General features: G+C 73.4%; 15 protein-coding genes, 1 rRNA gene and 1 pseudogene. 13 read left to right on the top strand and 4 right to left on the bottom strand.

Annotation, left to right across the window (positions count from 1 at the left end):
* Positions 1-178: 178 nt before the first annotated feature.
* The 3 genes from rrf to ABZ862_RS29245 all read left to right on the top strand — a co-directional run bounded on the left by rrf (position 179) and on the right by ABZ862_RS29245 (position 2,651).
* Positions 179-295, top strand: a 5S ribosomal RNA gene (rrf, locus tag ABZ862_RS29255).
* Positions 296-498: 203 nt separating this feature from the next.
* On the top strand, positions 499-1,899 hold the full coding sequence (locus tag ABZ862_RS29250) for a hypothetical protein (protein ID WP_360964290.1): 1,401 nt from the start codon (positions 499-501) through the stop codon (positions 1,897-1,899).
* Entirely contained in the window at positions 1,791-2,651 is an 861-nt protein-coding gene (locus ABZ862_RS29245; RefSeq protein WP_360964284.1) for a hypothetical protein, read from the top strand. The genes ABZ862_RS29250 and ABZ862_RS29245 overlap by 109 nt, the downstream gene beginning before the upstream one ends.
* 86 nt (positions 2,652-2,737) lie before the next feature.
* On the opposite strand, the gene ABZ862_RS29240 is transcribed toward ABZ862_RS29245, so the two are convergent.
* Positions 2,738-4,027, bottom strand: coding sequence for a DUF1015 domain-containing protein (locus ABZ862_RS29240; RefSeq protein ID WP_360964253.1), 1,290 nt, complete (start codon positions 4,025-4,027; stop codon positions 2,738-2,740).
* A 150-nt stretch (positions 4,028-4,177) separates the two neighbouring features.
* Here ABZ862_RS29240 and ABZ862_RS29235 point away from each other — a divergent pair, with 150 nt between their 5' ends.
* The 4 genes from ABZ862_RS29235 (at position 4,178) to ABZ862_RS29220 (ending at position 8,434) form a co-directional block, all read left to right on the top strand.
* On the top strand, positions 4,178-5,242 hold the full coding sequence (locus ABZ862_RS29235; protein WP_360964250.1) for an HAD-IIA family hydrolase: 1,065 nt from the start codon (positions 4,178-4,180) through the stop codon (positions 5,240-5,242).
* Positions 5,243-5,313: 71 nt separating this feature from the next.
* On the top strand, positions 5,314-6,357 hold the full coding sequence (locus tag ABZ862_RS29230) for an iron chelate uptake ABC transporter family permease subunit (protein ID WP_360964247.1): 1,044 nt from the start codon (positions 5,314-5,316) through the stop codon (positions 6,355-6,357).
* Positions 6,358-6,455: 98 nt separating this feature from the next.
* Entirely contained in the window at positions 6,456-7,475 is a 1,020-nt protein-coding gene (locus ABZ862_RS29225; protein ID WP_360964281.1) for an iron chelate uptake ABC transporter family permease subunit, read from the top strand.
* Entirely contained in the window at positions 7,472-8,434 is a 963-nt protein-coding gene (locus ABZ862_RS29220) for an ABC transporter ATP-binding protein (protein WP_360964244.1), read from the top strand. Before ABZ862_RS29225 ends, ABZ862_RS29220 begins: the two co-directional genes overlap by 4 nt.
* Here ABZ862_RS29220 and ABZ862_RS29215 read toward each other — a convergent pair.
* Positions 8,418-8,765, bottom strand: a complete 348-nt coding sequence (locus ABZ862_RS29215; RefSeq protein ID WP_360964241.1) for a sterol-binding protein — start codon at positions 8,763-8,765, stop codon at positions 8,418-8,420. The genes ABZ862_RS29220 and ABZ862_RS29215 overlap by 17 nt on opposite strands.
* 192 nt (positions 8,766-8,957) lie before the next feature.
* Between ABZ862_RS29215 and ABZ862_RS29210 the strand changes: the two are divergent.
* The 5 genes and pseudogenes from ABZ862_RS29210 to ABZ862_RS29190 all read left to right on the top strand — a co-directional run.
* A pseudogene (locus ABZ862_RS29210) lies at positions 8,958-9,245 on the top strand (hypothetical protein); the annotation flags it as partial.
* Positions 9,246-9,252: 7 nt separating this feature from the next.
* On the top strand, positions 9,253-10,068 hold the full coding sequence (locus ABZ862_RS29205; protein ID WP_360964238.1) for a TlyA family RNA methyltransferase: 816 nt from the start codon (positions 9,253-9,255) through the stop codon (positions 10,066-10,068).
* On the top strand, positions 10,065-10,970 hold the full coding sequence (locus ABZ862_RS29200; RefSeq protein WP_360964235.1) for an NAD kinase: 906 nt from the start codon (positions 10,065-10,067) through the stop codon (positions 10,968-10,970). Before ABZ862_RS29205 ends, ABZ862_RS29200 begins: the two co-directional genes overlap by 4 nt.
* Positions 10,971-11,450: 480 nt before the next feature.
* Positions 11,451-13,169: a DNA repair protein RecN gene (gene recN / locus ABZ862_RS29195; RefSeq protein ID WP_360964278.1), complete on the top strand. Its 1,719-nt coding sequence runs from the start codon at positions 11,451-11,453 to the stop codon at positions 13,167-13,169.
* A gap of 789 nt (positions 13,170-13,958) precedes the next feature.
* The gene (locus tag ABZ862_RS29190; RefSeq protein ID WP_360964232.1) at positions 13,959-15,095 is read left to right on the top strand and encodes a glycosyltransferase family 4 protein; all 1,137 of its coding nucleotides are present in this window, start codon (positions 13,959-13,961) and stop codon (positions 15,093-15,095) included.
* A gap of 268 nt (positions 15,096-15,363) precedes the next feature.
* On the opposite strand, the gene ABZ862_RS29185 is transcribed toward ABZ862_RS29190, so the two are convergent.
* Both ABZ862_RS29185 and ABZ862_RS29180 read right to left on the bottom strand, forming a co-directional pair.
* Positions 15,364-17,046 carry a PucR family transcriptional regulator gene (locus ABZ862_RS29185; RefSeq protein WP_360964229.1) on the bottom strand — a complete coding sequence of 561 codons (1,683 nt, stop codon included), beginning with the start codon at positions 17,044-17,046 and terminating at the stop codon, positions 15,364-15,366.
* Between the two features lie 169 nt (positions 17,047-17,215).
* The gene (locus tag ABZ862_RS29180; RefSeq protein WP_360964276.1) at positions 17,216-19,018 is read right to left on the bottom strand and encodes a glycoside hydrolase family 15 protein; all 1,803 of its coding nucleotides are present in this window, start codon (positions 19,016-19,018) and stop codon (positions 17,216-17,218) included.
* A 509-nt stretch (positions 19,019-19,527) separates the two neighbouring features.
* On the opposite strand from ABZ862_RS29180, the gene ABZ862_RS29175 reads away from it, so the two are divergent.
* Positions 19,528-21,222 (top strand): CTP synthase, encoded by a 1,695-nt coding sequence (locus ABZ862_RS29175; RefSeq protein ID WP_360964226.1) that lies wholly within the window; start codon positions 19,528-19,530, stop codon positions 21,220-21,222.
* Positions 21,223-21,306: the final 84 nt, after the last annotated feature.

Raw genomic sequence — 21,306 nt, 5'->3', positions numbered from 1 at the left:
GGTTGATAGGCCGGATCTGGAAGCCAGGCAACTGGTGGAGGTGACCGGTACTAATAGGCCGAGGGCTTGTCCTCAGTTGCTCGCGTCCACTGTGTTAGTTCTGAGGCAACGACCGTTGCCGGCTTTGAGCTGAACACACAATTGAAGAGTGTGCTTGTTCGCTCGAAACCATTAGGGTTTCGGTGGTCATAGCGTGAGGGAAACGCCCGGTTACATTTCGAACCCGGAAGCTAAGCCTCACAGCGCCGATGGTACTGCAGGGGGGACCCTGTGGGAGAGTAGGACACCGCCGAACAATCTTTGGAAGGACCCCTGGTCCCAGCGTTCAGCTGGGACCAGGGGTCCTTTCGTTTTTCCGGAGCGCGCCGGGTATCCGGCCGCGCGAGAACACTTGCAGTGCAAAGACAGGAGTCACCATGTCCACCAACTCTCCCGACGACCGACCGGAGCGCGACCCGCGGCGCCGGGACGGTGGGGACCGCGGCGATCGCGGGGACCGTGGTGGTTACCCGCGTCGTGACGACAACCGCGGCGGCGGTGGTTATCCCCGTCGTGATGACAACCGTGGTGGCGGTAGTGCTTACCCGCGTCGCGATGACCGGCGTGACAGTGACCGTGGGCCGCGTCCGGCGTATCAGCGTGACGACCGGGACCGTGGGCCGCGCCGTGACGACCGGGGCGAGCGCCCCGCCTTCCGCCGCAACGACGACCGCCCGGCTTTCCGCCGCGACGACAACCGCGGCGGCGGTGGTTATCCCCGTCGTGATGACAACCGTGGTGGCGGTAGTGCTTACCCGCGCCGTGACGACCGGCGTGACAGTGACCGTGGGCCGCGTCCGGCCTACCAGCGCGACGACCGCCGCGATGACCGTCGGGACGACCGGCGTGGCGACGACCGTCCGGCTTTCCGCCGCGACGACAACCGCGGTGGCGGTGGTGGCTACCCGCGTCGTGACGACAACCGTGGTGGCGGTGGTGGCTACCCGCGTCGTGACGACCGGCGTGACAGTGACCGTGGGCCGCGTCCGGCGTATCAGCGTGACGACCGGGACCGTGGGCCGCGCCGTGACGACCGGGGCGAGCGCCCCGCCTTCCGCCGCAACGACGACCGCCCGGCTTTCCGCCGCGACGACGACCGCCCCGCCCCCCGTCGCGACGACGACCGTGGTGGCTACCCGCGTCGTGATGACAACCGTGGTGGCGGTAGTGCTTACCCGCGTCGCGATGACCGGCGTGACAGTGACCGTGGGCCGCGTCCGGCCTACCAGCGAGACGACCGGGACCGTGGGCCGCGTCGGGACGACCGGGGCGAGCGCCCCGCCTTCCGCCGCAACGACGACCGTCCGGCTTTCCGCCGCAACGACGACCGTCCGGCTTTCCGCCGCAACGACGACCGTCCGGCTTTCCGCCGCAACGACGACCGCCCCGCCCCCCGTCGCGACGACGACCGTGGTGGCTACCCGCGTCGTGATGACAACCGTGGTGGCGGTAGTGCTTACCCGCGTCGCGATGACCGGCGTGACAGTGACCGTGGGCCGCGTCCGGCCTACCAGCGCGACGACCGGCGTGGCGACGACCGCGGCGGCTACCGACGCGACGACCGGCGTGAGGACACCCGGGGTGACCGTGGTGGCTTCCGCGGGGGCCGGGACGACCGTGGTGACCGCGGGCCCCGGCGTGACGATCGCGGCGGGCGGCCCGGCGGGTTCCGCGGGCGTGACGACCGGCGCGACGACCGCCGTGGCGGTGGGGGCTTCCGGGATGACCGGGACCGTGAGCCGATCAAGCGGCTGCCGATCCCCGAGGACGTCACCGGCGAGGAGATCGACAAGGACGTACGCCAGGAACTGCAGAGCCTCCCGAAGACGCTCGCCGAGGACGTCGCCAAGAACCTGGTGATGGTCGCCCGGCTCATCGACGAGGAGCCGGAGCGCGCCTACGCCTACTCCAAGGTCGCCCTGCGCCTCGCGTCGCGTGTCGCAGCCGTACGGGAGGCTGCGGGGTTCGCGGCGTACGCCAACCAGAACTACGCCGAGGCGCTCGCCGAGTTCCGGGCCGCGCGCCGGATGACCGGCAACCAGGAGCTGTGGCCCCTGATGGCCGACTGCGAGCGCGGCCTCGGGCGTCCCGAGAAGGCGCTGGACATGGCCGGCGCGCCCGAGGTGCAGAAGCTCGACAAGTCGGGGCAGGTCGAGATGCGGCTCGTCGCCGCAGGCGCCCGGCGTGACCTGGGGCAGCTGGACGCGGCCATCGTGACGCTGCAGAGCTCCGAGCTGGCCTCCAGCTCCGTGCAGCCGTGGACCGCGCGACTGCGGTACGCCTATGCGGACGCGCTGCTGGCCGGAGGCCGGGAGGGCGAGGCGCGGGAGTGGTTCGCGAAGGCCGTCGAGGCGGACCGCGACGGCAGCACCGACGCCTCCGACCGGCTGGCCGAACTGGACGGCGTGGACTTCGTCGACGCCTTGGACGAGGAAACCGACGAGGAAGCCGCCGAGGACATCGCCGAGGACATCGCATCGGAGTCCACGCCCGAGCCCGCAGATGCGGACGACGACGAGGCCGACGACGACGATGACGAAGACGTCGTCGTGACCTCCGCTGCCGACACGGCCGACGAGGACAAGCCGGCGGAGGCCGTCGACAAGGACTGACCTCCCGCGGTGAGCACAAGCCGCGGACGACGGGGGAGGGGAAACCGGACCGGTTCCCCCTCCCCCGTCTCCGTCAGATGTCTCCGTCAGACGTCCAGCGCCCGCAGCACCAGCCCCGACGCCGGCTTCGGCCCGAACGACGTCGACTTGCGCGGCATCGTGACGCCCTGGCGGGCCAGATCGCGCACGATGTCCTCGCGGACCGGGTGCATCAGCACCGCCGTACCGCCGTCGCGTTCCGCTTTCCGGACCGTGGCCGCGGTGTCGTGGATGTAGGCGATGTGCTCGGGCGAGTTCTCGGGGACGTGCCAGACCTCGGCCAGGAGCGCCGCGTGCAGCACCGTGGCGTCGAGGGACCGCCAGGCGGCGGGGCGGTCGGCCGGCACCGTACGGGCCAGGAGGCCGGGGGCGGGACGGTCGACCAGGTGGAAGGCGCCGTCGCCCGCGAGGAGATACGCGTTGCCCGCGCAGGCCGCGTCCCCGAGGGCCTCCAGGGCCTCGGCCAGCGGCACCTCCAGGCGGCTCACCCGGCAGACCCCGTCGAGCGCGGCGACCGCCCGGGAGACCGGCAGACGGTGCAGCAGACGGTGGATGGCGCGCACCCGCAGCGGATAGCGGGCGGTGTCGACGAGCAGGACCAGGCCGAAGTCCCAGGGGCCGGGGGAGACGTGCTCGGCGCGCAGGCGCCGGTAGGTCGCCCAGCGGTGGTGGCCGTCGGCGATCAGGGCCTGGTGCCGGGCGAGATCCTCTTGGAGGGTCGCCGTCTCGGCGGGGTCCGTGACGGCCCACAGCCGGTGGCAGAACCCGTCCTCCGTGGTCGTCGACAGCAGGGGCGGGCGTCCGGCCACGTGTTCCACGAGGCCGGTACCGGCGTCCGCGCCGTCGCCGCGGTAGGTGAGGAGCAGGGGCTCGAGGTTCGCCGAGGTGGCGCGCATCAGGTCGGCGCGGTCGGCGACGATGTGCGGCATGACGTCCTCGTGGGGCAGGACGACACCCTCCGAGGGGTCCGACAGGCGCAGGGCGCCGATGACACCGCGCTGGAGCAGGCCGTCGCCGTCGCGCTGCTCGTAGACGTACAGGCCCGGTTCGGGGTCGGCGGTCAGGACGCCCTCGGAGAGCCAGCGCCGCAGGGTGGCGGCGGCCTGCGCGTTGCGGGCGGCCGGGGTGGCGGCCTGCGGGAGGATCAGGCGCACGATGTTGTGCGGGTCCGCGTCCTCGAGGTGGTGCAGGCCGTCGGGCCGTACGACGACGTCGTAGGGCGGGGATGTCACGGCGGCCAGGCTGCCGACCCGGTCGGGGGCGTAGCGAAGGCCTCGGAACGGGGTGAGTTCCAGGCCGGGGCGCTCCGTCGCGTCCTGGTGACCTGCTGTGTTCATCCCGGCATCGTACGTGTGTCAGTGGCAGGGGAGATGATCGGGTGGCATGGGGGATGATCGGGGGGAACCGGTGCAAGAGGACCGGGGAAGACGTGTGGGTACCGGTGCCGGGATCGGGGCCGGGGCCGTTTCGGCGAGGAGCGATGTGCAATGAGTCAGGGCGTGGACCGGGCCTTCAGGACGGGACCCGACGGAAGTGACCGGGCCCTGGGCGCGGCGTACGACACGGCGCTCCTCGACCTGGACGGCGTGGTGTACGCGGGCGGCGAGGCGATCGTGCACGCGGTCGACTCGCTGGCGGCGGCGCGCGAGGGCGGTATGCACCTGGCGTACGTCACCAACAACGCGCTGCGTACGCCGGCCGCGGTGGCCGCGCATCTGACGGAGCTGGGCATAGCGGCCGCGGCGGAGGACGTCATCACGTCGGCGCAGGCGGTCGCGCGGCTGATCAGCGAGCAGGTGCCGGCCGGGGCGCGGGTGCTGGTGATCGGTGGTGACGGGCTGCGGGTGGCGCTGCGGGAGCGCGGGCTCGAGCCGGTGGAGTCCGCCGACGACGACCCGGCGGCGGTGGTGCAGGGGTACGGCGGGCCCGAGTTGCAGTGGGGCCGTTTCGCGGAGGCGAGCTACGCCATCGCGCGCGGCGTGCCCTGGTTCGCGTCCAACACCGATCTGACGATCCCCAGCGGGCGCGGCATCGCCCCGGGCAACGGCGCCGCGGTGCAGGTGGTGCGCACGGCCACCGGGGCCGAGCCGCAGGTGGCGGGCAAGCCGCTGCCCCCGATGCACCGGGAGACGATCCTGCGTACCGGCGCCGAGCGGCCGCTGGTGGTCGGGGACCGGCTCGACACGGACATCGAGGGCGCGTTCAACGGCGGCGTCGACTCGCTGCTCGTCCTCACCGGCGTCACCGACGGCGCCCAGCTGCTCGCGGCCCCGCCGCACCGCCGCCCGACCTACGTGGACGCCGATCTGCGCGGGCTGCTCACCCCGCAGCCGGAGGTCTCGGCGGCCGGGGACGGCTTCCGGTGCGGTGGCTGGACGGCGACGGCGAGCGGTACGGCGGGCGGGGCGGGGAGCCGCGGCCGGCTGGAGCTGGACGGCGACGGCGAGGCGCTCGACGGGCTGCGGGCGCTGTGCGCGGCGGCCTGGACGGCGGCCGGGGACGGCTCCTGCGAGCTGGACGGCGGGAAGGCACTGGCGCGACTGGGCCTGTGACCCGTCGCCGGCGGGGCGGGACCGGCCGACCGTATCGATATCACCCGCGAAGTTAGGTTAACCTAACCTGCGTGTTGGTCGACGGTCTCCCCGAACAGCGCGCGGACGCCGCTCCCGCGCCCCCGAAGCGGCGGACGGCCAGGGCCCTCGGGCTGCTGGTCTCCGCCGGGATCCTGGTGCTGGTCGCCCTGGCGAGCATCGCGATCGGCGCCAAGGACCTGCCCCTCGCCCAGGTCTGGCACGGCCTGTTCCACGACACCGGGACCTACGGCGACGTGGTGGTCGGCGAGCGGATCGACCGCACCCTGCTCGGACTGCTCGCGGGCGCCGCACTCGGTCTCGCCGGAGCCGTGCTGCAAGCCCTGACCCGCAATCCGCTCGCCGACCCGGGGCTGCTCGGCATCAACGCCGGTGCCTCGGCGGCGGTGGTCACGGCGATCAGCTTCCTCGGTGTGACCAGCCTCAGCGGCTATGTCTGGTTCGCGTTCCTCGGGGCGGCCGCCGTCGGCGCCCTGGTGTGGTTCCTCGGAGGGAGCCGGGGCGCGACCCCGGTGCGGCTGGCGCTGGCCGGTACGGCGATCAGCGCGGCGCTGTACGGCTATCTCCAGGCCGTGATGATCACCGACGACGCCGCCCTCGGCCGGATGCGGTTCTGGACGGTGGGCTCGCTGGCCTCGGCCACCGGCGCCACCGTGGGACAGGTACTGCCGTTCCTCGCCGCCGGCACGGTCCTCGCCCTGCTGCTCGCCCGGCCGCTCAACGCCCTGGCGATGGGCGACGACACCGCCCGCGCCCTCGGCGCCGACCTGAACCGCACCCGGGCGCTGGCCATGCTGGCGGCCACCGTGCTGGCCGGGGCGGCCACCGCGGCCTGCGGGCCGATCGTGTTCGTCGGGCTGATGGTTCCGCACGCCGTGCGCTCCTTCACCGGACCCGACCAGCGCTGGATCCTGCCGTACGCGGCGCTTCTCTCGCCCGTGCTGCTGCTCGGCGCCGACATCGTCGGCCGGCTCGTGGCGCGGCCCGCCGAACTCCAGGTCGGGGTCGTCACCGCGCTCATCGGCGGCCCGGTCTTCATCCTGCTCGTACGACGCCGGAGGACGACCCAGCTGTGAGCACCGACGCCACGAACACCACCGACGCCACGAACACCGCCGACACCACCGGCGTCGCCGCCACCACCGGTGTCACCGGCTTCCGGGGTGCCCGCGCGCTGCGCACCCCCGGCGGGCTGTCCTTCCGGCTCGACGCCCGCGTGATCACCGTGGTGACCCTGCTGCTGCTCGCCGCCCTCACCGTCGCCGTCCTCCTGATCGGCACCGGCGACTTTCCGATCTCCGCAGGCGACGTCCTCAGGACCCTGCGGGGTGACGGCAACCCCGGCCAGGAGTTCATCGTCCGCGAGCTGCGGCTGCCCCGGGTCCTCGTCGGCCTGCTCGTCGGCGCCTCGCTGGGCCTCGCCGGGGCGCTGTTCCAGTCGGTCACCCGCAATCCGCTGGGCAGCCCGGACGTGCTCGGCCTCTCGCAGGGCGCCACGGCCGGTGCGCTCACCGTGATCGTGCTGTTCTCCGGCAGCGCCGCCGCCGTCACCCTCGGGGCGCTGGCAGGGGGCCTGGTGACCGGCGTCGCCATCTATCTGCTCGCCTGGAGACAGGGCGTGCACGGCTACCGCCTCGTCCTCGTCGGCATCGGCGTGTCCGCCGTCGTCACCGCCGTCAACGGCTATCTGATCACCAAGGCCGACTTCGTCGACGCCGCGCGTGCGATCGTGTGGATGACCGGCTCCCTCAACGGCCGGGACTGGACCCAGGTGTGGCCGCTGCTCGCCCTGTGCGCCGTCCTCGTCCCGCTCGTCCTCGCCAACGCCCGCGGGCTGCGGATGACGGAGATGGGCGACGACGTGTCGTACGCCCTGGGCGTGCGGGTCGAGCGCGTACGGCTGCTGCTGCTCGGTTCCGCCGTCCTGCTGACCGCCGCGGCCACCGCCGCCTGCGGTCCCGTCGGCTTCGTGGCGCTGACCGCGCCGCAGCTCGCCCGGCGGCTGACCCGGTCGCCCGGACCCAACCTGGTGCCGTCCCTGTGCATGGGCGCCGCCCTGCTGGTCGCCTCCGACCTCGCCTCGCAGCGGCTCTTCGGCGCCGACCAGCTGCCCGTCGGGGTGGTCACCGGCGTCCTCGGCGGCCTCTACCTGCTGTGGCTGCTGGTCACCGAGCGCAGGGCGGGACGGATATGAGCACCGCCGACCGGCCCGGTACCACCGTCGACCGGCCCGGTACCACCGCCGACCGGCCCGGTACCACCGCCGACCGGTCCGACACCCCGAGACGCCATCCGAGGAGCACCGTGAACCGCCTGTCCGCCGAGGACGTCACCCTCGCCTACGACCAGCGCGTCATCGCCGAGCGGCTGTCGGTGCGGATCCCCGACCGGTCCTTCACGGTGATCGTCGGCCCGAACGCGTGCGGCAAGTCGACGCTCCTGCGGGCCCTGTCGCGGATGCTCCGGCCCAGCCGGGGCCGGGTGCTGCTGGACGGGCAGGTCATCCAGTCGATGCCCGCCAAGAAGGTCGCCCGGACCCTCGGACTGCTGCCCCAGTCGTCGATCGCGCCGGACGGCATCACCGTCGGCGACCTCGTCGGCCGTGGCCGCTACCCCCACCAGGGCCTGCTGCGCCAGTGGTCGGCCGAGGACGAGCGGGTCGTCCGCGAGTCCATGGAACGCACCGGGGTGGCCGCGCTCGCGGACCGCTACGTCGACGAGCTGTCCGGCGGGCAGCGTCAGCGCGTGTGGATCGCGATGGCGCTGGCCCAGCAGACGCCGCTGCTGCTGCTCGACGAACCGACGACCTACCTCGACATCCAGCACCAGATCGACGTCCTCGACCTGTGCGCCGAACTGCACGAGGAACACGGCCGCACCCTGGTCGCCGTGCTGCACGACCTCAACCACGCCGCCCGCTACGCCACCCACCTCATCGCCCTGCGCGGCGGCGAGGTCGTCGCCGAGGGCGCCCCGCACGACATCGTCACGGCCGAACTGGTGGAGGCCGTGTTCGGACTCCGCTGCCAGGTCATCGAGGACCCCGAGACGGGCACCCCGCTGGTGGTCCCGGCCGCGCGCAAGGCCCGCAGGGCCGCTCGTACCGGTCCGGGCCGCCCGGTGCCGGAGGCCGCCGCTACAGAAGCTTCCTGAGCCGGAACAGGTCCATCAGCCCCGCCTCCAGCTTCACCCGGCCGGCACCCCATGCCTTGGCGAAGTTCAGCTCACCGCCGACCAGGGCGAGCAGGTCGTCACCGGCCAGGGTGAGCCGGATCTGCGCCTTCCTGGGCGGAGCGCCGGGAAAGGTCTCGTCGACCACTATCCGGCCGCCGGTCATCCGCCCGGCGAAACAGACGTCCAGGTCCGTTATGTAGCAGCTCACCGAGCGGTCCAGCGCGGCGGCGTCCCGCGCGTCGCCCTGGGCGCCCCGCATGGTGTCAGAGAACTTCTCGAGTGCGTCGCGGCACTCCTCGATCGTGGCCATCGCGACCGACGTTACCCCAGCGGTTCGCGGTAGCGTCTGGGCATGGACGACGCACCGCCGCAGACCGAGGACCCGCAGGACACGGCGGTCGCACCCGGCCACGGCCCCCACCGCGCCCCTGGACCCGGCCACCCCGGCCGAGACCCCGGTCCCGGGGACGCCGATGACGGGGACACGGGCGACGGGGACCGCCCGGCCGTCCCCGCCCCGCTCGGTGTGCCCCGCACCCCCACCGGCGACGCAGGGGTCGACGCCCGGCTCGGGCGGCTCGCCGACGCCGACCACCTCACCACCGACGGGCACATCGAGGTGTACGAGAACGTCCACCGGGAACTCCGGGACGCGCTCACCGCGCTGGACACCCGCCCGGGACCCCCGGCCCCCGCCGGTGACCCACCACCACCCTCGTCATCCCCATCACCTTCATCCCCATCACTTTCATCACCTTCACCTTCATCGCCGTACGGGAACAGGAGCTGAACCGAACGTGGCAGGAGTCGCACGCCGCCGTCTGGACGCGGAGCTGGTCCGCCGCAAGCTCGCGCGCTCGCGCGAGCACGCCGGCCAGCTGATCGCCGCGGGCCGGGTCACCGTGGGCAAGACCGTCGCGACCAAGTCCGCCACCCAGGTCGAGACGGCCGCCGCGATCGTCGTCCGGACCGACGACGGTGATCCCGACTACGTCTCCCGCGGCGGCCACAAACTCGCCGGAGCGCTGGACGCGTTCGTCCCGCAGGGCCTCGTCGTCGAGGGCCGCCGGGCACTGGACGCCGGTGCCTCGACCGGCGGTTTCACCGATGTGCTGCTGCGCGCGGGCGCCGCGCACGTCGTCGCCGTGGACGTCGGCTACGGACAACTCGCCTGGTCTCTTCAGAACGATGAACGCGTCACCGTCAAGGACCGTACGAACGTACGCGAGTTGACGCTCGAAGCGATCGATGGGGAACCAGTGGATCTAGTCGTGGGGGATCTGTCCTTCATCCCGCTCGGCCTGGTGCTGCCCGCCCTTGCGCGGTGCGTGAAACCGGACGCCGACCTGGTGATGATGGTGAAGCCGCAGTTCGAGGTGGGCAGGGAGCGGCTGGGCAGCGGGGGAGTGGTGCGCAGTCCCGTACTGCGCGCCGAGACCGTGCGCACGGTGGCCGCGCAGGCCTGGACACTCGGGCTGGGGGTGCGGGGTGTCACCGCCAGCCCGCTGCCCGGACCGTCGGGCAACGTCGAGTATTTTCTGTGGCTGCGTGCCGGGGCACCCCAGGTGGACCCGGCCGACGTCGACCGAGCAGTGGCGGAGGGGCCGCGTTGACCCAGAACCGAGTTCGTACTGTTTTCCTGCTCGCCCACACCGGCCGGCCCGCGGCCGTCCGCAGCGCGGAACTCGTCGTGAGGGGACTGCTGAAGTCCGGCATCGGGGTGCGCGTCCTGGAGTACGAGGCCGCCGATCTGCCGCTGCCGGACGAGGTGGAGCTCGTCAAGGAGGCCACCCCGCAGTGCCTGGACGGCTGCGAGCTGCTGATCGTCCTCGGCGGTGACGGCACCCTGCTGCGCGGCGCCGAGTTCGCCCGTGCCTCCGGGGTGCCGATGCTCGGCGTCAACCTCGGGCGGGTCGGGTTCCTCGCGGAGGCCGAGCGGGACGACCTGGACAAGGTCGTCGACCGGGTGGTCGCCAAGGCGTACGAGGTCGAGGAGCGGATGACCGTCGACGTCGTCGTGCACCGCAACGGCGACATCGTGCACACCGACTGGGCGCTCAACGAGGCCGCGGTGCAGAAGGCCGGCGCGGAGAAACTCCTCGAGGTCGTCCTGGAGATCGACGGCCGCCCGGTCACCGGCTTCGGCTGCGACGGCATCGTGCTGTCCACGCCGACCGGTTCCACCGCCTACGCCTTCTCGGCGGGCGGCCCCGTGGTGTGGCCGGAGGTCGAGGCGCTGCTGATGGTGCCGATCAGCGCCCACGCGCTGTTCGCCAAGCCGCTGGTGACCTCGCCGGACTCGGTGCTCGCCGTCGAGGTGCTGCCGCACGTCCCGCCCGGGGTGCTGTGGTGCGACGGGCGGCGCACCGTCGAACTCCCGCCGGGCGCACGGGTCGAGGTGCGGCGCGGCGCGGTGCCGGTGCGGCTGGCCCGGCTGCACCACTCCTCGTTCACGGACCGGCTGGTGGCCAAGTTCGCGCTGCCGGTCTCCGGCTGGCGCGGAGCACCGCACTGAGGCGGTCGGGACGTGCCGGGGCCGACCGGGCCGTGCCGAGCCCGGTCGGGGCGCGCCGAGGCGGGTCCCGACGCACTCAGGACGGCCCCGGCGGATCAGGCCGGTGACCGGCACTCCCCGCCGCCCCGGAAGGGCGGGACCCCGGCGCGGGACTCCCCCACACGGGGCAGGCGCGCGGGACCGGCGCCCCGGACGGTGAGCCGGAGGCGGGAGGACCGCGAGCCGGACGCGGGAGCGGATGTGCCGGGACGGCGGTGCGGGCGCCGGAGCCATCGGGTCGGCGCCCGGTGCGTGCGGGGAGTGCCCGCCCCGGCGTTCCCGGTGTGATCCGCCGCACCCGCCCGGACCCCGCCGCACCCCCTCGCACGGGTGACACGGGCGGCCGACGCGCCTCCTTCACCTGCCGTTTTCCCGAATCGGGGCGGGGGCCGTCGCACCGGACGCCCTTGACCTCGTAAGGTCGGGGGCGTGCTGGAAGAGATGCGGATACGGTCGCTCGGAGTCATCGACGACGCCGTCGTCGAGCTGTCGCCCGGATTCACCGCCGTCACGGGTGAGACGGGCGCGGGCAAGACCATGGTGGTCACCAGCCTGGGGCTGCTGCTCGGCGGGCGCGCGGACCCGGCGCTGGTGCGGATCGGGGCGGGCAAGGCGGTCGTCGAGGGGCGGATCACGGTGCCCGCGGGCGCCTCCGCCGTCGTACGGGCCGAGGAGGCGGGCGCCGAACTGGACGACGGGGCGCTGCTCATCAGCCGTACCGTCTCCGCCGAGGGGCGGTCACGGGCACATCTGGGCGGGCGCAGCGTGCCCGTCGGCGTGCTCGCCGAGCTCGCGGACGAACTGGTCGCCGTGCACGGGCAGACCGACCAGCAGGGGCTGCTGAAACCGAACCGCCAGCGGCAGGCCCTCGACCGCTACGCGGGCGACGCCGTCGCCGTCCCGCTGGCCAAGTACGCCGAGGCGTACCGGCGGCTGCGGACCGTCGCCGCCGAGCTGGAGGAGATCACCACCCGTGCGCGGGAGCGGGCCCAGGAGGCCGACATGCTCCGCTACGGACTCGACGAGATCGCCGCCGTCGAACCACGCGCCGGTGAGGACGCGGAGCTGTCCGAGGAGGCGGAGCGGCTCGGACACGCCGAGGCGCTGGCGTCCGCCGCGTCGGCCGCGCACACCGCCCTCGCGGGCAACCCCGAGGACCCCGAGAGCATCGACGCCACCACCCTCGTCGCGGGCGCCCACCGGGCCCTGGAGGCCGTCCGCTCCCACGATCCGGCACTGGCCCCGCTCGCCGACCGGATCGGCGAGATCGGCATCCTGCTCGCCGACGTGGCCGGTGACCTCGCGGGCTACGCCGACGACTTGGACGCCGACCCGCTGCGGCTCGCCGCCGTCGAGGAACGCCGTGCCGCGCTCACCTCGCTCACCCGCAAGTACGGCGAGAGCGTCGACGCGGTGCTCGCCTGGGCCGAGCGGTCCGCCGCCCGCCTCACCGAACTCGACGGCGACGACGAGCGGATCGGTGAGCTGACGGCGGAACGGGACGCGCTGCGCGCCGGACTGGGCGGTCTCGCCCAGGCGTTGACCGACGCGCGTACGGAGGCGGCCGAACGGTTCGCCGCCGCCGTGACCGCCGAACTCGCCTCCCTCGCCATGCCGCACGCGCGCGTGTCCTTCGACATCCGCCAGACCGAGGACCCCGAGGGCGTGGAGGTCGGCGGCCGGGCCGTGGCCTACGGTCCGTCGGGCGCCGACGAGGTCGAGCTGCTGCTCGCCCCGCACCCGGGTGCCCCGCCGCGCCCGATCGCCAAGGGCGCGTCCGGTGGTGAGCTCTCGCGGGTGATGCTCGCCGTCGAGGTGGTGTTCGCCGGGACGGACCCGGTGCCGACGTACCTCTTCGACGAGGTCGACGCCGGGGTCGGCGGCAAGGCCGCGGTCGAGATCGGGCGGCGGCTGGCGCGGCTCGCGAGGACGGCACAGGTCGTCGTGGTCACCCACCTTCCCCAGGTGGCCGCCTTCGCCGACCGGCAGTTGCTGGTCGAGAAGACGAACGACGGCTCGGTCACCCGCTCCGGCGTGAAGGTCCTGGAGGGCGAGGACCGCGTCCGTGAACTCTCCCGCATGCTGGCGGGCCAGGAGGACTCGGAGACGGCCCGCGCCCACGCCGAGGAACTCCTGGCCACGGCCCGCGCCGACGCGTAGCGCCTCCGGCGGTTCGGCGGGGTACGGCGGGTTCGGCCGGACCGCCGTGCGCCGGTGGCGGTCCGGGGCGGCACCGCGGTGCCGTGACGGCGGCCTCCGCCATGGCCTCCACAGGTGTGAGTGCCGGACGGGGGCTCGTGGCCACGCGCCACGCCCTGTCCGGCGGTCCGCCCGCAAGCGGCGGGGGCGCGGTTCCCGCCCCCGGGCTCCGCCCCGCGGGACGGCTCGGCCGGCCGCATCCCGGACGGAGCGCGGCTCCGGTCCCGGGCCGCCTCGTTGCGCGGCGGGCCGGGGCGCGCGCAGCCCGGTGCCACCGGGGCGTACGCCCTCGGCGCACGGCTCGGCGATCCCATCGGCACGCCCGTCGCCGCGGCCGCCGGGTGCGCGGGGCTCCGGCTGCCGCCGTGGTGACGGTGACCGCCGCGGGACGCCGGACCGGGTGACGCGAACGGTGCCGCCGCCCGTTGCGGTCCCCCGGGGTCTGCGGGACCTGACGCTCCGGCCGGTGTGAGGCGGCGTCACCAGGCCGCGCCGCTGGGGCGCGTGGGGCGTGACATGCGTCTCCCAGCTCACAGACAGTCACTCGTACGAGTGAGTCCTCCGGCTCGATGTTCGCATTCGTAGGGGTTCCCGGCCCCTTCGGGTTCCCGGAACACCCGTACGTGCTGGCATCCTTGACGTAGCACGCAGTACACACACGGACCGAGAGGCAGCCCCGTCGCCCGGTACCGTCGGTGCGTTCCCCCGTCACCGCCCGAAACCGAACACCGAATCAGGAGCCCCGGCCGCGTGAGCCACGTGAGCAGCCACCCGTCGCCCGGTGCCGCGCCGCTGCGCACCGTGCAGGTGCTCGGCGGAGGCAGCGCCGGCAGTTGCGCGCACGTGCGGTCGCTGGCGTCCGGGCTCGTGGCGCGGGGCGTACGGGTCAAGGTCGCCGCCCCCGACGAGACCGAACAGGACCACGACTTCACGGGCGCCGGCGCCGAGCACGCACACGTGCCGCGCAGCAGCGACCCCGCCTCGCTGACGCTGCTGCGCGACGCCTGCAAGGACGCCGATCTGGTCCACGCGCACGGGCTGCACGCCTCCTTCCGCGCAGCCCTCGCCCTCGGCGGCAGGCGCACCCCGCTCGTGGTCACCTGGCACCACCGCACCCACGCGGAGGGGGCACGCGGCCATCTGCTGCGGCTGCTGGAGCGGCAGGTCGTCAAGTCGGCCACCGTGGTGCTGGGCGCCACCTCCGACCTGGTGGACCGGGCCCGGCGGCGCGGCGCGCGCGACGCCCGCCTCGCCGCCGTGGCCCTGCCGGGCGGCCCCCGTACCGCCCGGACCGACGACACGGACGGTCAGGGGGCCAAACTGCGGGCGGAACTCGGCGCCACCGAGCGGCCGTTGCTCGTCTCGGCCGGTGCCCTCGAACCGCACCGGGGCCACGACGTCCTGCTGGACGCCTCGCGCGCGTGGTGCCGCCTCGACCCCGTGCCGCTGCTCGTCGTGGCGGGGGAAGGGCCACTGCGGCCGGAACTCCAGCGGCAGATCGAGGACGAGGACCTGCCCGTCCGGCTCATCGGGCACCGCGACGACGAGACCGCACTGCTGGCCGCCGCGGACCTGGCGCTGCTGCCGAGCCGCTGGGAGCCCCTCTCCCCGCTCGCCCAGGAGGCCCTGCGCGCCCGCGTCCCGCTCGTCGCCACCGCCGTCGGCGGCATCCCCGACCTGGTGGGCGACGCCGCCGAACTCGTCCCGTACGGCAACGCGCGAGCGCTCGCCGACGCCGTCGTACGTCTGCTGGGCGACCCCGGGCGCCGCGAACTGCTCCGCGAGAAGGGCGCCCGCCAGGCCGCCGGCTGGCCGACGGAGGACGAGACGGTCGCGCAGGTCCTCAGCGTCTACGACGAGCTGACCCTGCTCCGCCCGCTGCCCTGACAGCCCCGGCCCGGGAAGCACGCGCTCGCCGTGCCGTGCGGTCCGCGGCCGCCGCCGGACCGCTGCCGCGCCGGACACGGGGCCGTCCGAGCGGGAACGCGGACCGTTTATCGCCGTCCGTCCGTGACGGAGCGTGTGGGCCGGACCGTCCGGGCGCGTCGTACGGCCGAGCGGATCTTGGCTTGTTCTCGTGGGTGCGGAGCCGGAAGCGTGCGGGTTCCTGCCGCCGGACGGCCGGGCGGGCGGGATCCCGGGCGCGAGGTCTGCCCTAAGGAACGTGCCGGCGGGCCCGCAGGGCCAGGCTCAGGGCCAGGACCGTCTGGGGGTCGTCCAGGTCCGTGCCCAGCAGCTCGGTGATGCGGGCCAGGCGGTTGTAGAGCGTCTGGCGGTTCAGATGGAGCTCGCGGGCCGTCTCCGCCTTGCGGCCCGCGTGGGCCAGATAACTCTCCAGGGTCGGCAGCAGCGGGGGCCGGCCGCGGCGGTCGTGCTCGCGCAGCGGGCCGATCGACCGGTCCACGAAGGCCGCCAGATCGGGATGGCCGCGCAGCCGCCACAGCAGCAGGTCGATGTCGAGGCGGCGGGCGTCGTACCAGGGGCGGTCCGGCAGTCCCTGCGCCGCGGTGGCCGTCTCCGCCGCGTGCCTCAGGCCCGCCGACGCCGCCGCCCAGCCGCCCGCGACCCCGACCACCACGACCGGCGCCGGTGCCCCCGGCCGCCGCATCCCGGCGCGGTCCACGCCCGCCCGCAGTGCCGCCGCGACCCGGTCCGCGATCGCCGGGCGCTCCGGCTCCGAGCGCAGCGCGAGCAGCAGCGGCACCCGGCCCTCCACGGGCCGCACACCCAGCAGCACCGGCACACCCACCGACGCCAGCTCCTCCGCCACGGCCCGCGCCAGCACCGCCCAGCCGCCGCCGGGGGAGAGCGTGTCGCCCAGCCGCATGACCACCGGGAGCAGCGGGCTGCCGCCCGGTCTGAAGCCCAGGACGCGGGCCTGGGCGGGGGCGTCCTCCGCCGTGACGCGGCCCTCGGCGAGGTCCGTGAGGAAGTCGCCCCTGCCGCGTGCCGCCAGCTCCTCCTCCTGCCGCGCCTGCATCAGCACCACGGCCAGGATCCCCGCCGCCCGCTCGGCGGCCATCCGGTGCACCGGCGCCAGCGGCGCCCGTACCGGCAGCAGGACGAGCCGTGCCCGGACCGACCCGGCGCCCTGGCCGCCGCCCTCACCGCCGCCCGGCACGTCCACCAGCACCGAGCCCGCGGGCGGCGGAGCGTCCCTGTGCGGGCCGCGCAGCCCCTCCCACACCTGGAGCGGCTCCGCCCCCTCGGGTCCGGCCCCGGCGGCGTACAGGAGCCGGCCGTCGGGCGTCTCCAGGAACACCGGATTGCCGCCGAAGTCCGCCAGGATGCCCAGCAGCCGGGGCACCCCGCCCCCGCCGAGCAGCGCCTCGGTGCAGCGCCGGTGCACCTCCTCCGCCCGCTGGAGCAGCGCGTAGTGGCCGTTGACGATCTCGGTGTGGATCTCCTCCGTGACCGCCACGAACGGCACCTCACGGTGCAGCTGGACCAGCGGAAGACCCGTCGCCCGTGCCGTCTCCACCAGGGCCGAGGGCAGCCGGGTGAAGCGCGGGCCGAGTTCGATCACCAGGGCGGCGATACCGCGGTCGGCGAGCGTGCGGACGAAGGCGCGCTGCTCGGCCGGGCGCGTGCCCAGGCCGTACCCGGTGGTCAGCAGGAGTTCGCCGCCCTTGAGCAGGGACGCGATGTTCGGGACCTCGCCGGCGTGCACCCAGCGCACGGTGCGGTCCAGCCGGTCGGCTCCCGCCAGGGTTTCCGGGAGGCCGCTGCTGAGGCCGGGCAGCTCGAGCGCACGCCGTACGGTGATCCCGCCGGTCTGGCTCCCGCGGGGTTGGCTCCCGCCGGGGTCGGGGTGGTCGGGTGGCGGTTCGCTGTCCATGCGGGGACGCTACCTGTGCGCGCGGCGGGACGGGTGGGTGCACCACCGTGGTTCACCGCGGGCCGGTGGGGGTTGGTCGCGCAGTTCCCCGCGCCCCTGAGGGGGCGGGTGGGTGGGGTCTCTGCCTGTGGTGTGAGGGGGGTGGGCAGAGACCCCGGGGGCGGTCGGGTCAGCCCGCGTAGGCGCCGGAGGCGGTGAGGCGCAGGGCCGTGTCGATCAGGGGGACGTGGCTGAAGGCCTGCGGGAAGTTGCCGACCTGGCGCTTGAGGTGCGGGTCCCATTCCTCGGCCAGCAGGCCCAGGTCGTTGCGCAGGTCCAGGAGCTTCTCGAAGAGGCGGCGGGCCTCGTCGACGCGGCCGATCATCGCGAGGTCGTCCGCCATCCAGAACGAACACGCGAGGAAGGCGCCCTCGTCGCCGGGGAGGCCGTCGACGCCCTCGTCGCCGCCCTGGGTGGGGTAGCGCAGGATGAAGCCGTCCGGGGTGGACAGCTCGCGCTGGATGGCCTCGATGGTGCCGATGACCCGCTTGTCGTCGGGCGGCAGGAAGCCCATCTGGGGGATGAGCAGCAGGGAGGCGTCCAGTTCCCGGGAGCCGTAGGACTGGGTGAAGGTGTTGCGCTCCTTGTCGTAGCCCTTCTCGCAGACGTCCCGGTGGATGTCGTCGCGCAGCTCGCGCCACTGCTCCAGCGGGCCGTGCGCGTCACCGGACTCGATCAGCTTGATGGTGCGGTCGACCGCGACCCAGGCCATCACCTTGGAGTGCACGAAGTGGCGGCGCGGGCCGCGCACCTCCCAGATGCCCTCGTCGGGCTCGTCCCAGTGCTTCTCCAGGTAGCGGATCAGCTTGAGCTGGAGCAGCGACGCGTAGTCGTTGCGGGCCAGGCCGGTCATGTGGGCCAGGTGGAGGGCCTCGGTGACCTCGCCGTACACGTCCAGCTGGAGCTGGTTGGCGGCGCCGTTGCCGACCCGGACCGGGGCGGAGTTCTCGTAGCCGGGCAGCCAGTCCAGCTCGGCCTCGCCCAGCTCGCGCTCGCCGGCGATGCCGTACATGATCTGCAGGTTCTCCGGGTCGCCGGCGACGGACCGCAGCAGCCACTCGCGCCAGGCGCGGGCCTCGTCGCGGTAGCCGGTGCGCAGCAGCGAGGACAGGGTGATCGCCGCGTCGCGCAGCCAGGTGTAGCGGTAGTCCCAGTTGCGCACGCCGCCGATGTCCTCGGGCAGCGAGGTGGTGGGCGCCGCGACGATGCCACCGGTCGGGGCGTACGTCAGGGCCTTGAGGGTGATCAGGGAGCGCACCACGGGCTCCCGGTAAGGGCCGTGGTAGGTGCACTGGGCGACCCAGTCGCGCCAGAACTCCTCCGTCGCCTCCAGGGACTGCTCAGGCTCCGGCAGCGGCGGCGGCTCCTTGTGGGAGGGCTGCCACGACACAGTGAACGCGATGCGGTCGCCGGGCGCCACCGTGAAGTCCGCGTAGGTCGTCAGCGCCTTGCCGTAGGTCTCGGCGTCCGTGTCGAACCACACGGAGTCCGGGCCCGCCATGGCGACCGTACGGCCGGCGTTGCGGTGCACCCAGGGGACGATACGGCCGTAGGAGAAACGCATGCGCAGCGCCGAGCGCATCGGGACACGGCCCGAGACGCCCTCCACGATGCGGATCAGCTGCGGGGCGCCCTCGCGCGGCGGCATGAAGTCGGTCACTCTGACCGTGCCGCGCGGGGTGTCCCACTCGGACTCCAGGATCAGCGAGTCGCCGCGGTAGCCGCGGCGGGTCGCCGTGGGTGGCTCGGCATCGGCCGGATGCGCCGGGCCGAGGCGCCAGAAGCCGTGCTCCTCGGTGCCCAGCAGGCCGGCGAAGATGGCGTGGGAGTCGAAGCGGGGCAGGCACAGCCAGTCGACTGTGCCGTCCCGGCAGACCAGCGCGGCGGTCTGCATGTCTCCGATGAGTGCGTAGTCTTCGATGCGCCCGGCCACGTGCATCTCCAGTCGAACGGCCACGTCGCCCCGGTGAACGGGGTCTCGCTAGTGCGGTCAAAGGATCGTTGTAATACCTCGTGGAGCGATGAGGCAAAGCAGTCGCCCAGCTCGGGGGCAAAACGACAATTATCGCTCAACGAACTGACGAGCTCTCTTTGTTCCGGTCATTACGGACGGGGGTGGTGCCGCGTTATCCGGCCGGGCTCGGCAGCGAATGTCCGAGCAGGATACGACGCACGTAGACGCTGTGCGTGCTGCTCCGGACAACCTGCGTGAGCCGAACGGGTGAGCACCGGGTGAAGAGGGCGAACACGGTGTGTGTCCGTGTCGGTATGTGCGCGGAGCGTTGCCGGAAGCCGGTACGGCCGGGCGCTGATACTCTGGTGGCCCGTGGACCGGTGGGCGTAAATCCCCCGAACCGCAGCGACGGCGCCTCCTCCGAAACATTTCGGCCCGGCAGCTGTAACCGCACCCCAGACCGCGACCACGGGAGCCCCGCCTTGGCCATGCCGACCCCCGCATTCCGAAACCGCGCAGCCACCACGACCAAGCACATCTTCGTCACCGGTGGTGTCGCCTCCTCTCTCGGCAAGGGCCTGACGGCCTCGAGCCTCGGCATGCTGCTCAAGGCGCGCGGCCTCAGGGTCGTGATGCAGAAGCTCGATCCGTATCTGAACGTCGACCCGGGCACGATGAACCCCTTCCAGCACGGTGAGGTGTTCGTCACCAACGACGGCGCGGAGACCGATCTGGACATCGGACACTACGAGCGTTTCCTTGACCGCGACTTGGACGGCTCCGCCAACGTCACCACAGGGCAGGTTTATTCGACCGTCATCGCCAAGGAGCGGCGGGGCGAGTACCTGGGCGACACGGTGCAGGTCATCCCGCACATCACCAACGAGATCAAGCACCGGATCCGCCGGATGGCCACCGACGAGGTGGACGTGGTGATCACCGAGGTCGGCGGCACCGTCGGCGACATCGAGTCGCTGCCGTTCCTGGAGACGGTCCGCCAGGTGCGGCACGAGGTCGGCCGCGACAACGTGTTCGTGGTGCACATCTCGCTGCTGCCGTACATCGGCCCGTCCGGCGAGCTGAAGACCAAGCCGACCCAGCACTCGGTGGCCGCCCTGCGCAACATCGGTATCCAGCCGGACGCCATCGTGCTGCGCTGCGACCGCGAGGTGCCGACCGCGATCAAGCGCAAGATCTCGCTGATGTGCGACGTCGACGAGGCCGCCGTCGTGGCCTGCCCCGACGCGCGTTCCATCTACGACATCCCGAAGACCGTCCACAGCGAGGGCCTGGACGCCTACGTGGTGCGCAAGCTGGACCTGGCCTTCCGCGACGTGGACTGGACGACCTGGGACGACCTGCTCGACCGGGTGCACAACCCCGAGCACGAGATCACCCTCGCCCTGGTCGGCAAGTACATCGACCTGCCCGACGCCTATCTGTCGGTCACCGAGGCCATGCGCGCGGGCGGCTTCGCGCACCGGGCCCGGGTGCGGATCAAGTGGGTCACCTCGGACGACTGCAAGACCCCGGCGGGCGCCGAGGCGCAGCTCTCCGACGTCGACGGCATCTGTGTGCCCGGCGGCTTCGGCGACCGCGGTGTGCTCGGCAAGGTCGGGGCCATCCGTTACGCACGCGAGAACAGGGTTCCGCTGCTCGGCCTCTGTCTGGGCCTGCAATGCATCGTGATCGAGGCCGCGCGCAACCTGGCCGGCATCACCGACGCCAATTCGACGGAATTCGACTCGGGCACCTCCAACCCGGTGATCTCCACGATGGCCGAGCAGCTCGAGATCGTCGCCGGCGAGGGCGACATGGGCGGCACCATGCGTCTGGGCATGTATCCGGCCAAGCTCGCCGAGGGCTCCCTGGTGCGGGAGGTCCACGACGGCAAGGAGTACGTCGAGGAGCGGCACCGCCACCGCTACGAGGTGAACAACGCCTACCGCGCGGAGCTGGAGAAGAAGGCCGGCATCGTCTTCTCGGGCACCTCGCCGGACGGCAAGCTCGTCGAGTACGTCGAGTACCCGCGCGACACCCACCCCTACCTGGTCGCCACGCAGGCCCACCCCGAGCTGCGCTCGCGGCCGACCCGTCCGCACCCGCTGTTCGCGGGCCTGGTCAGGGCCGCGGTCGAGCGGCAGCGGGCGGCCGGCGGCGCGCGGCCCGCGGCGGGCGAGTGACAGAATTCCGGGTGACACACCGGTAGTACGGTGGCTGGGGCGCATACCCTCAACGGTGCACGCCCCGGCTTGTTCTCTGCACGT

It is taken from the genome of Streptomyces sp. NPDC047000 (genome assembly GCF_040644295.1).
Lineage (GTDB): Bacteria > Actinomycetota > Actinomycetes > Streptomycetales > Streptomycetaceae > Streptomyces.
The sequence above is the reverse complement of the archived record's forward strand: the minus strand, read 5'-3'. Positions and strand labels throughout refer to the sequence as shown.

Coding starts and splice junctions, on each gene's coding strand:
- recN (WP_360964278.1), top strand. CDS start 11,451: ATGCGGATACGGTCGCTCGGAGTCATCGACGACGCCGTCGTCGAGCTG.
- ABZ862_RS29235 (WP_360964250.1), top strand. CDS start 4,178: ATGAGTCAGGGCGTGGACCGGGCCTTCAGGACGGGACCCGACGGAAGT.
- ABZ862_RS29215 (WP_360964241.1), bottom strand. CDS start 8,765: ATGGCCACGATCGAGGAGTGCCGCGACGCACTCGAGAAGTTCTCTGAC.
- ABZ862_RS29220 (WP_360964244.1), top strand. CDS start 7,472: ATGAGCACCGCCGACCGGCCCGGTACCACCGTCGACCGGCCCGGTACC.
- ABZ862_RS29240 (WP_360964253.1), bottom strand. CDS start 4,027: ATGAACACAGCAGGTCACCAGGACGCGACGGAGCGCCCCGGCCTGGAA.
- ABZ862_RS29185 (WP_360964229.1), bottom strand. CDS start 17,046: ATGGACAGCGAACCGCCACCCGACCACCCCGACCCCGGCGGGAGCCAA.
- ABZ862_RS29175 (WP_360964226.1), top strand. CDS start 19,528: ATGCCGACCCCCGCATTCCGAAACCGCGCAGCCACCACGACCAAGCAC.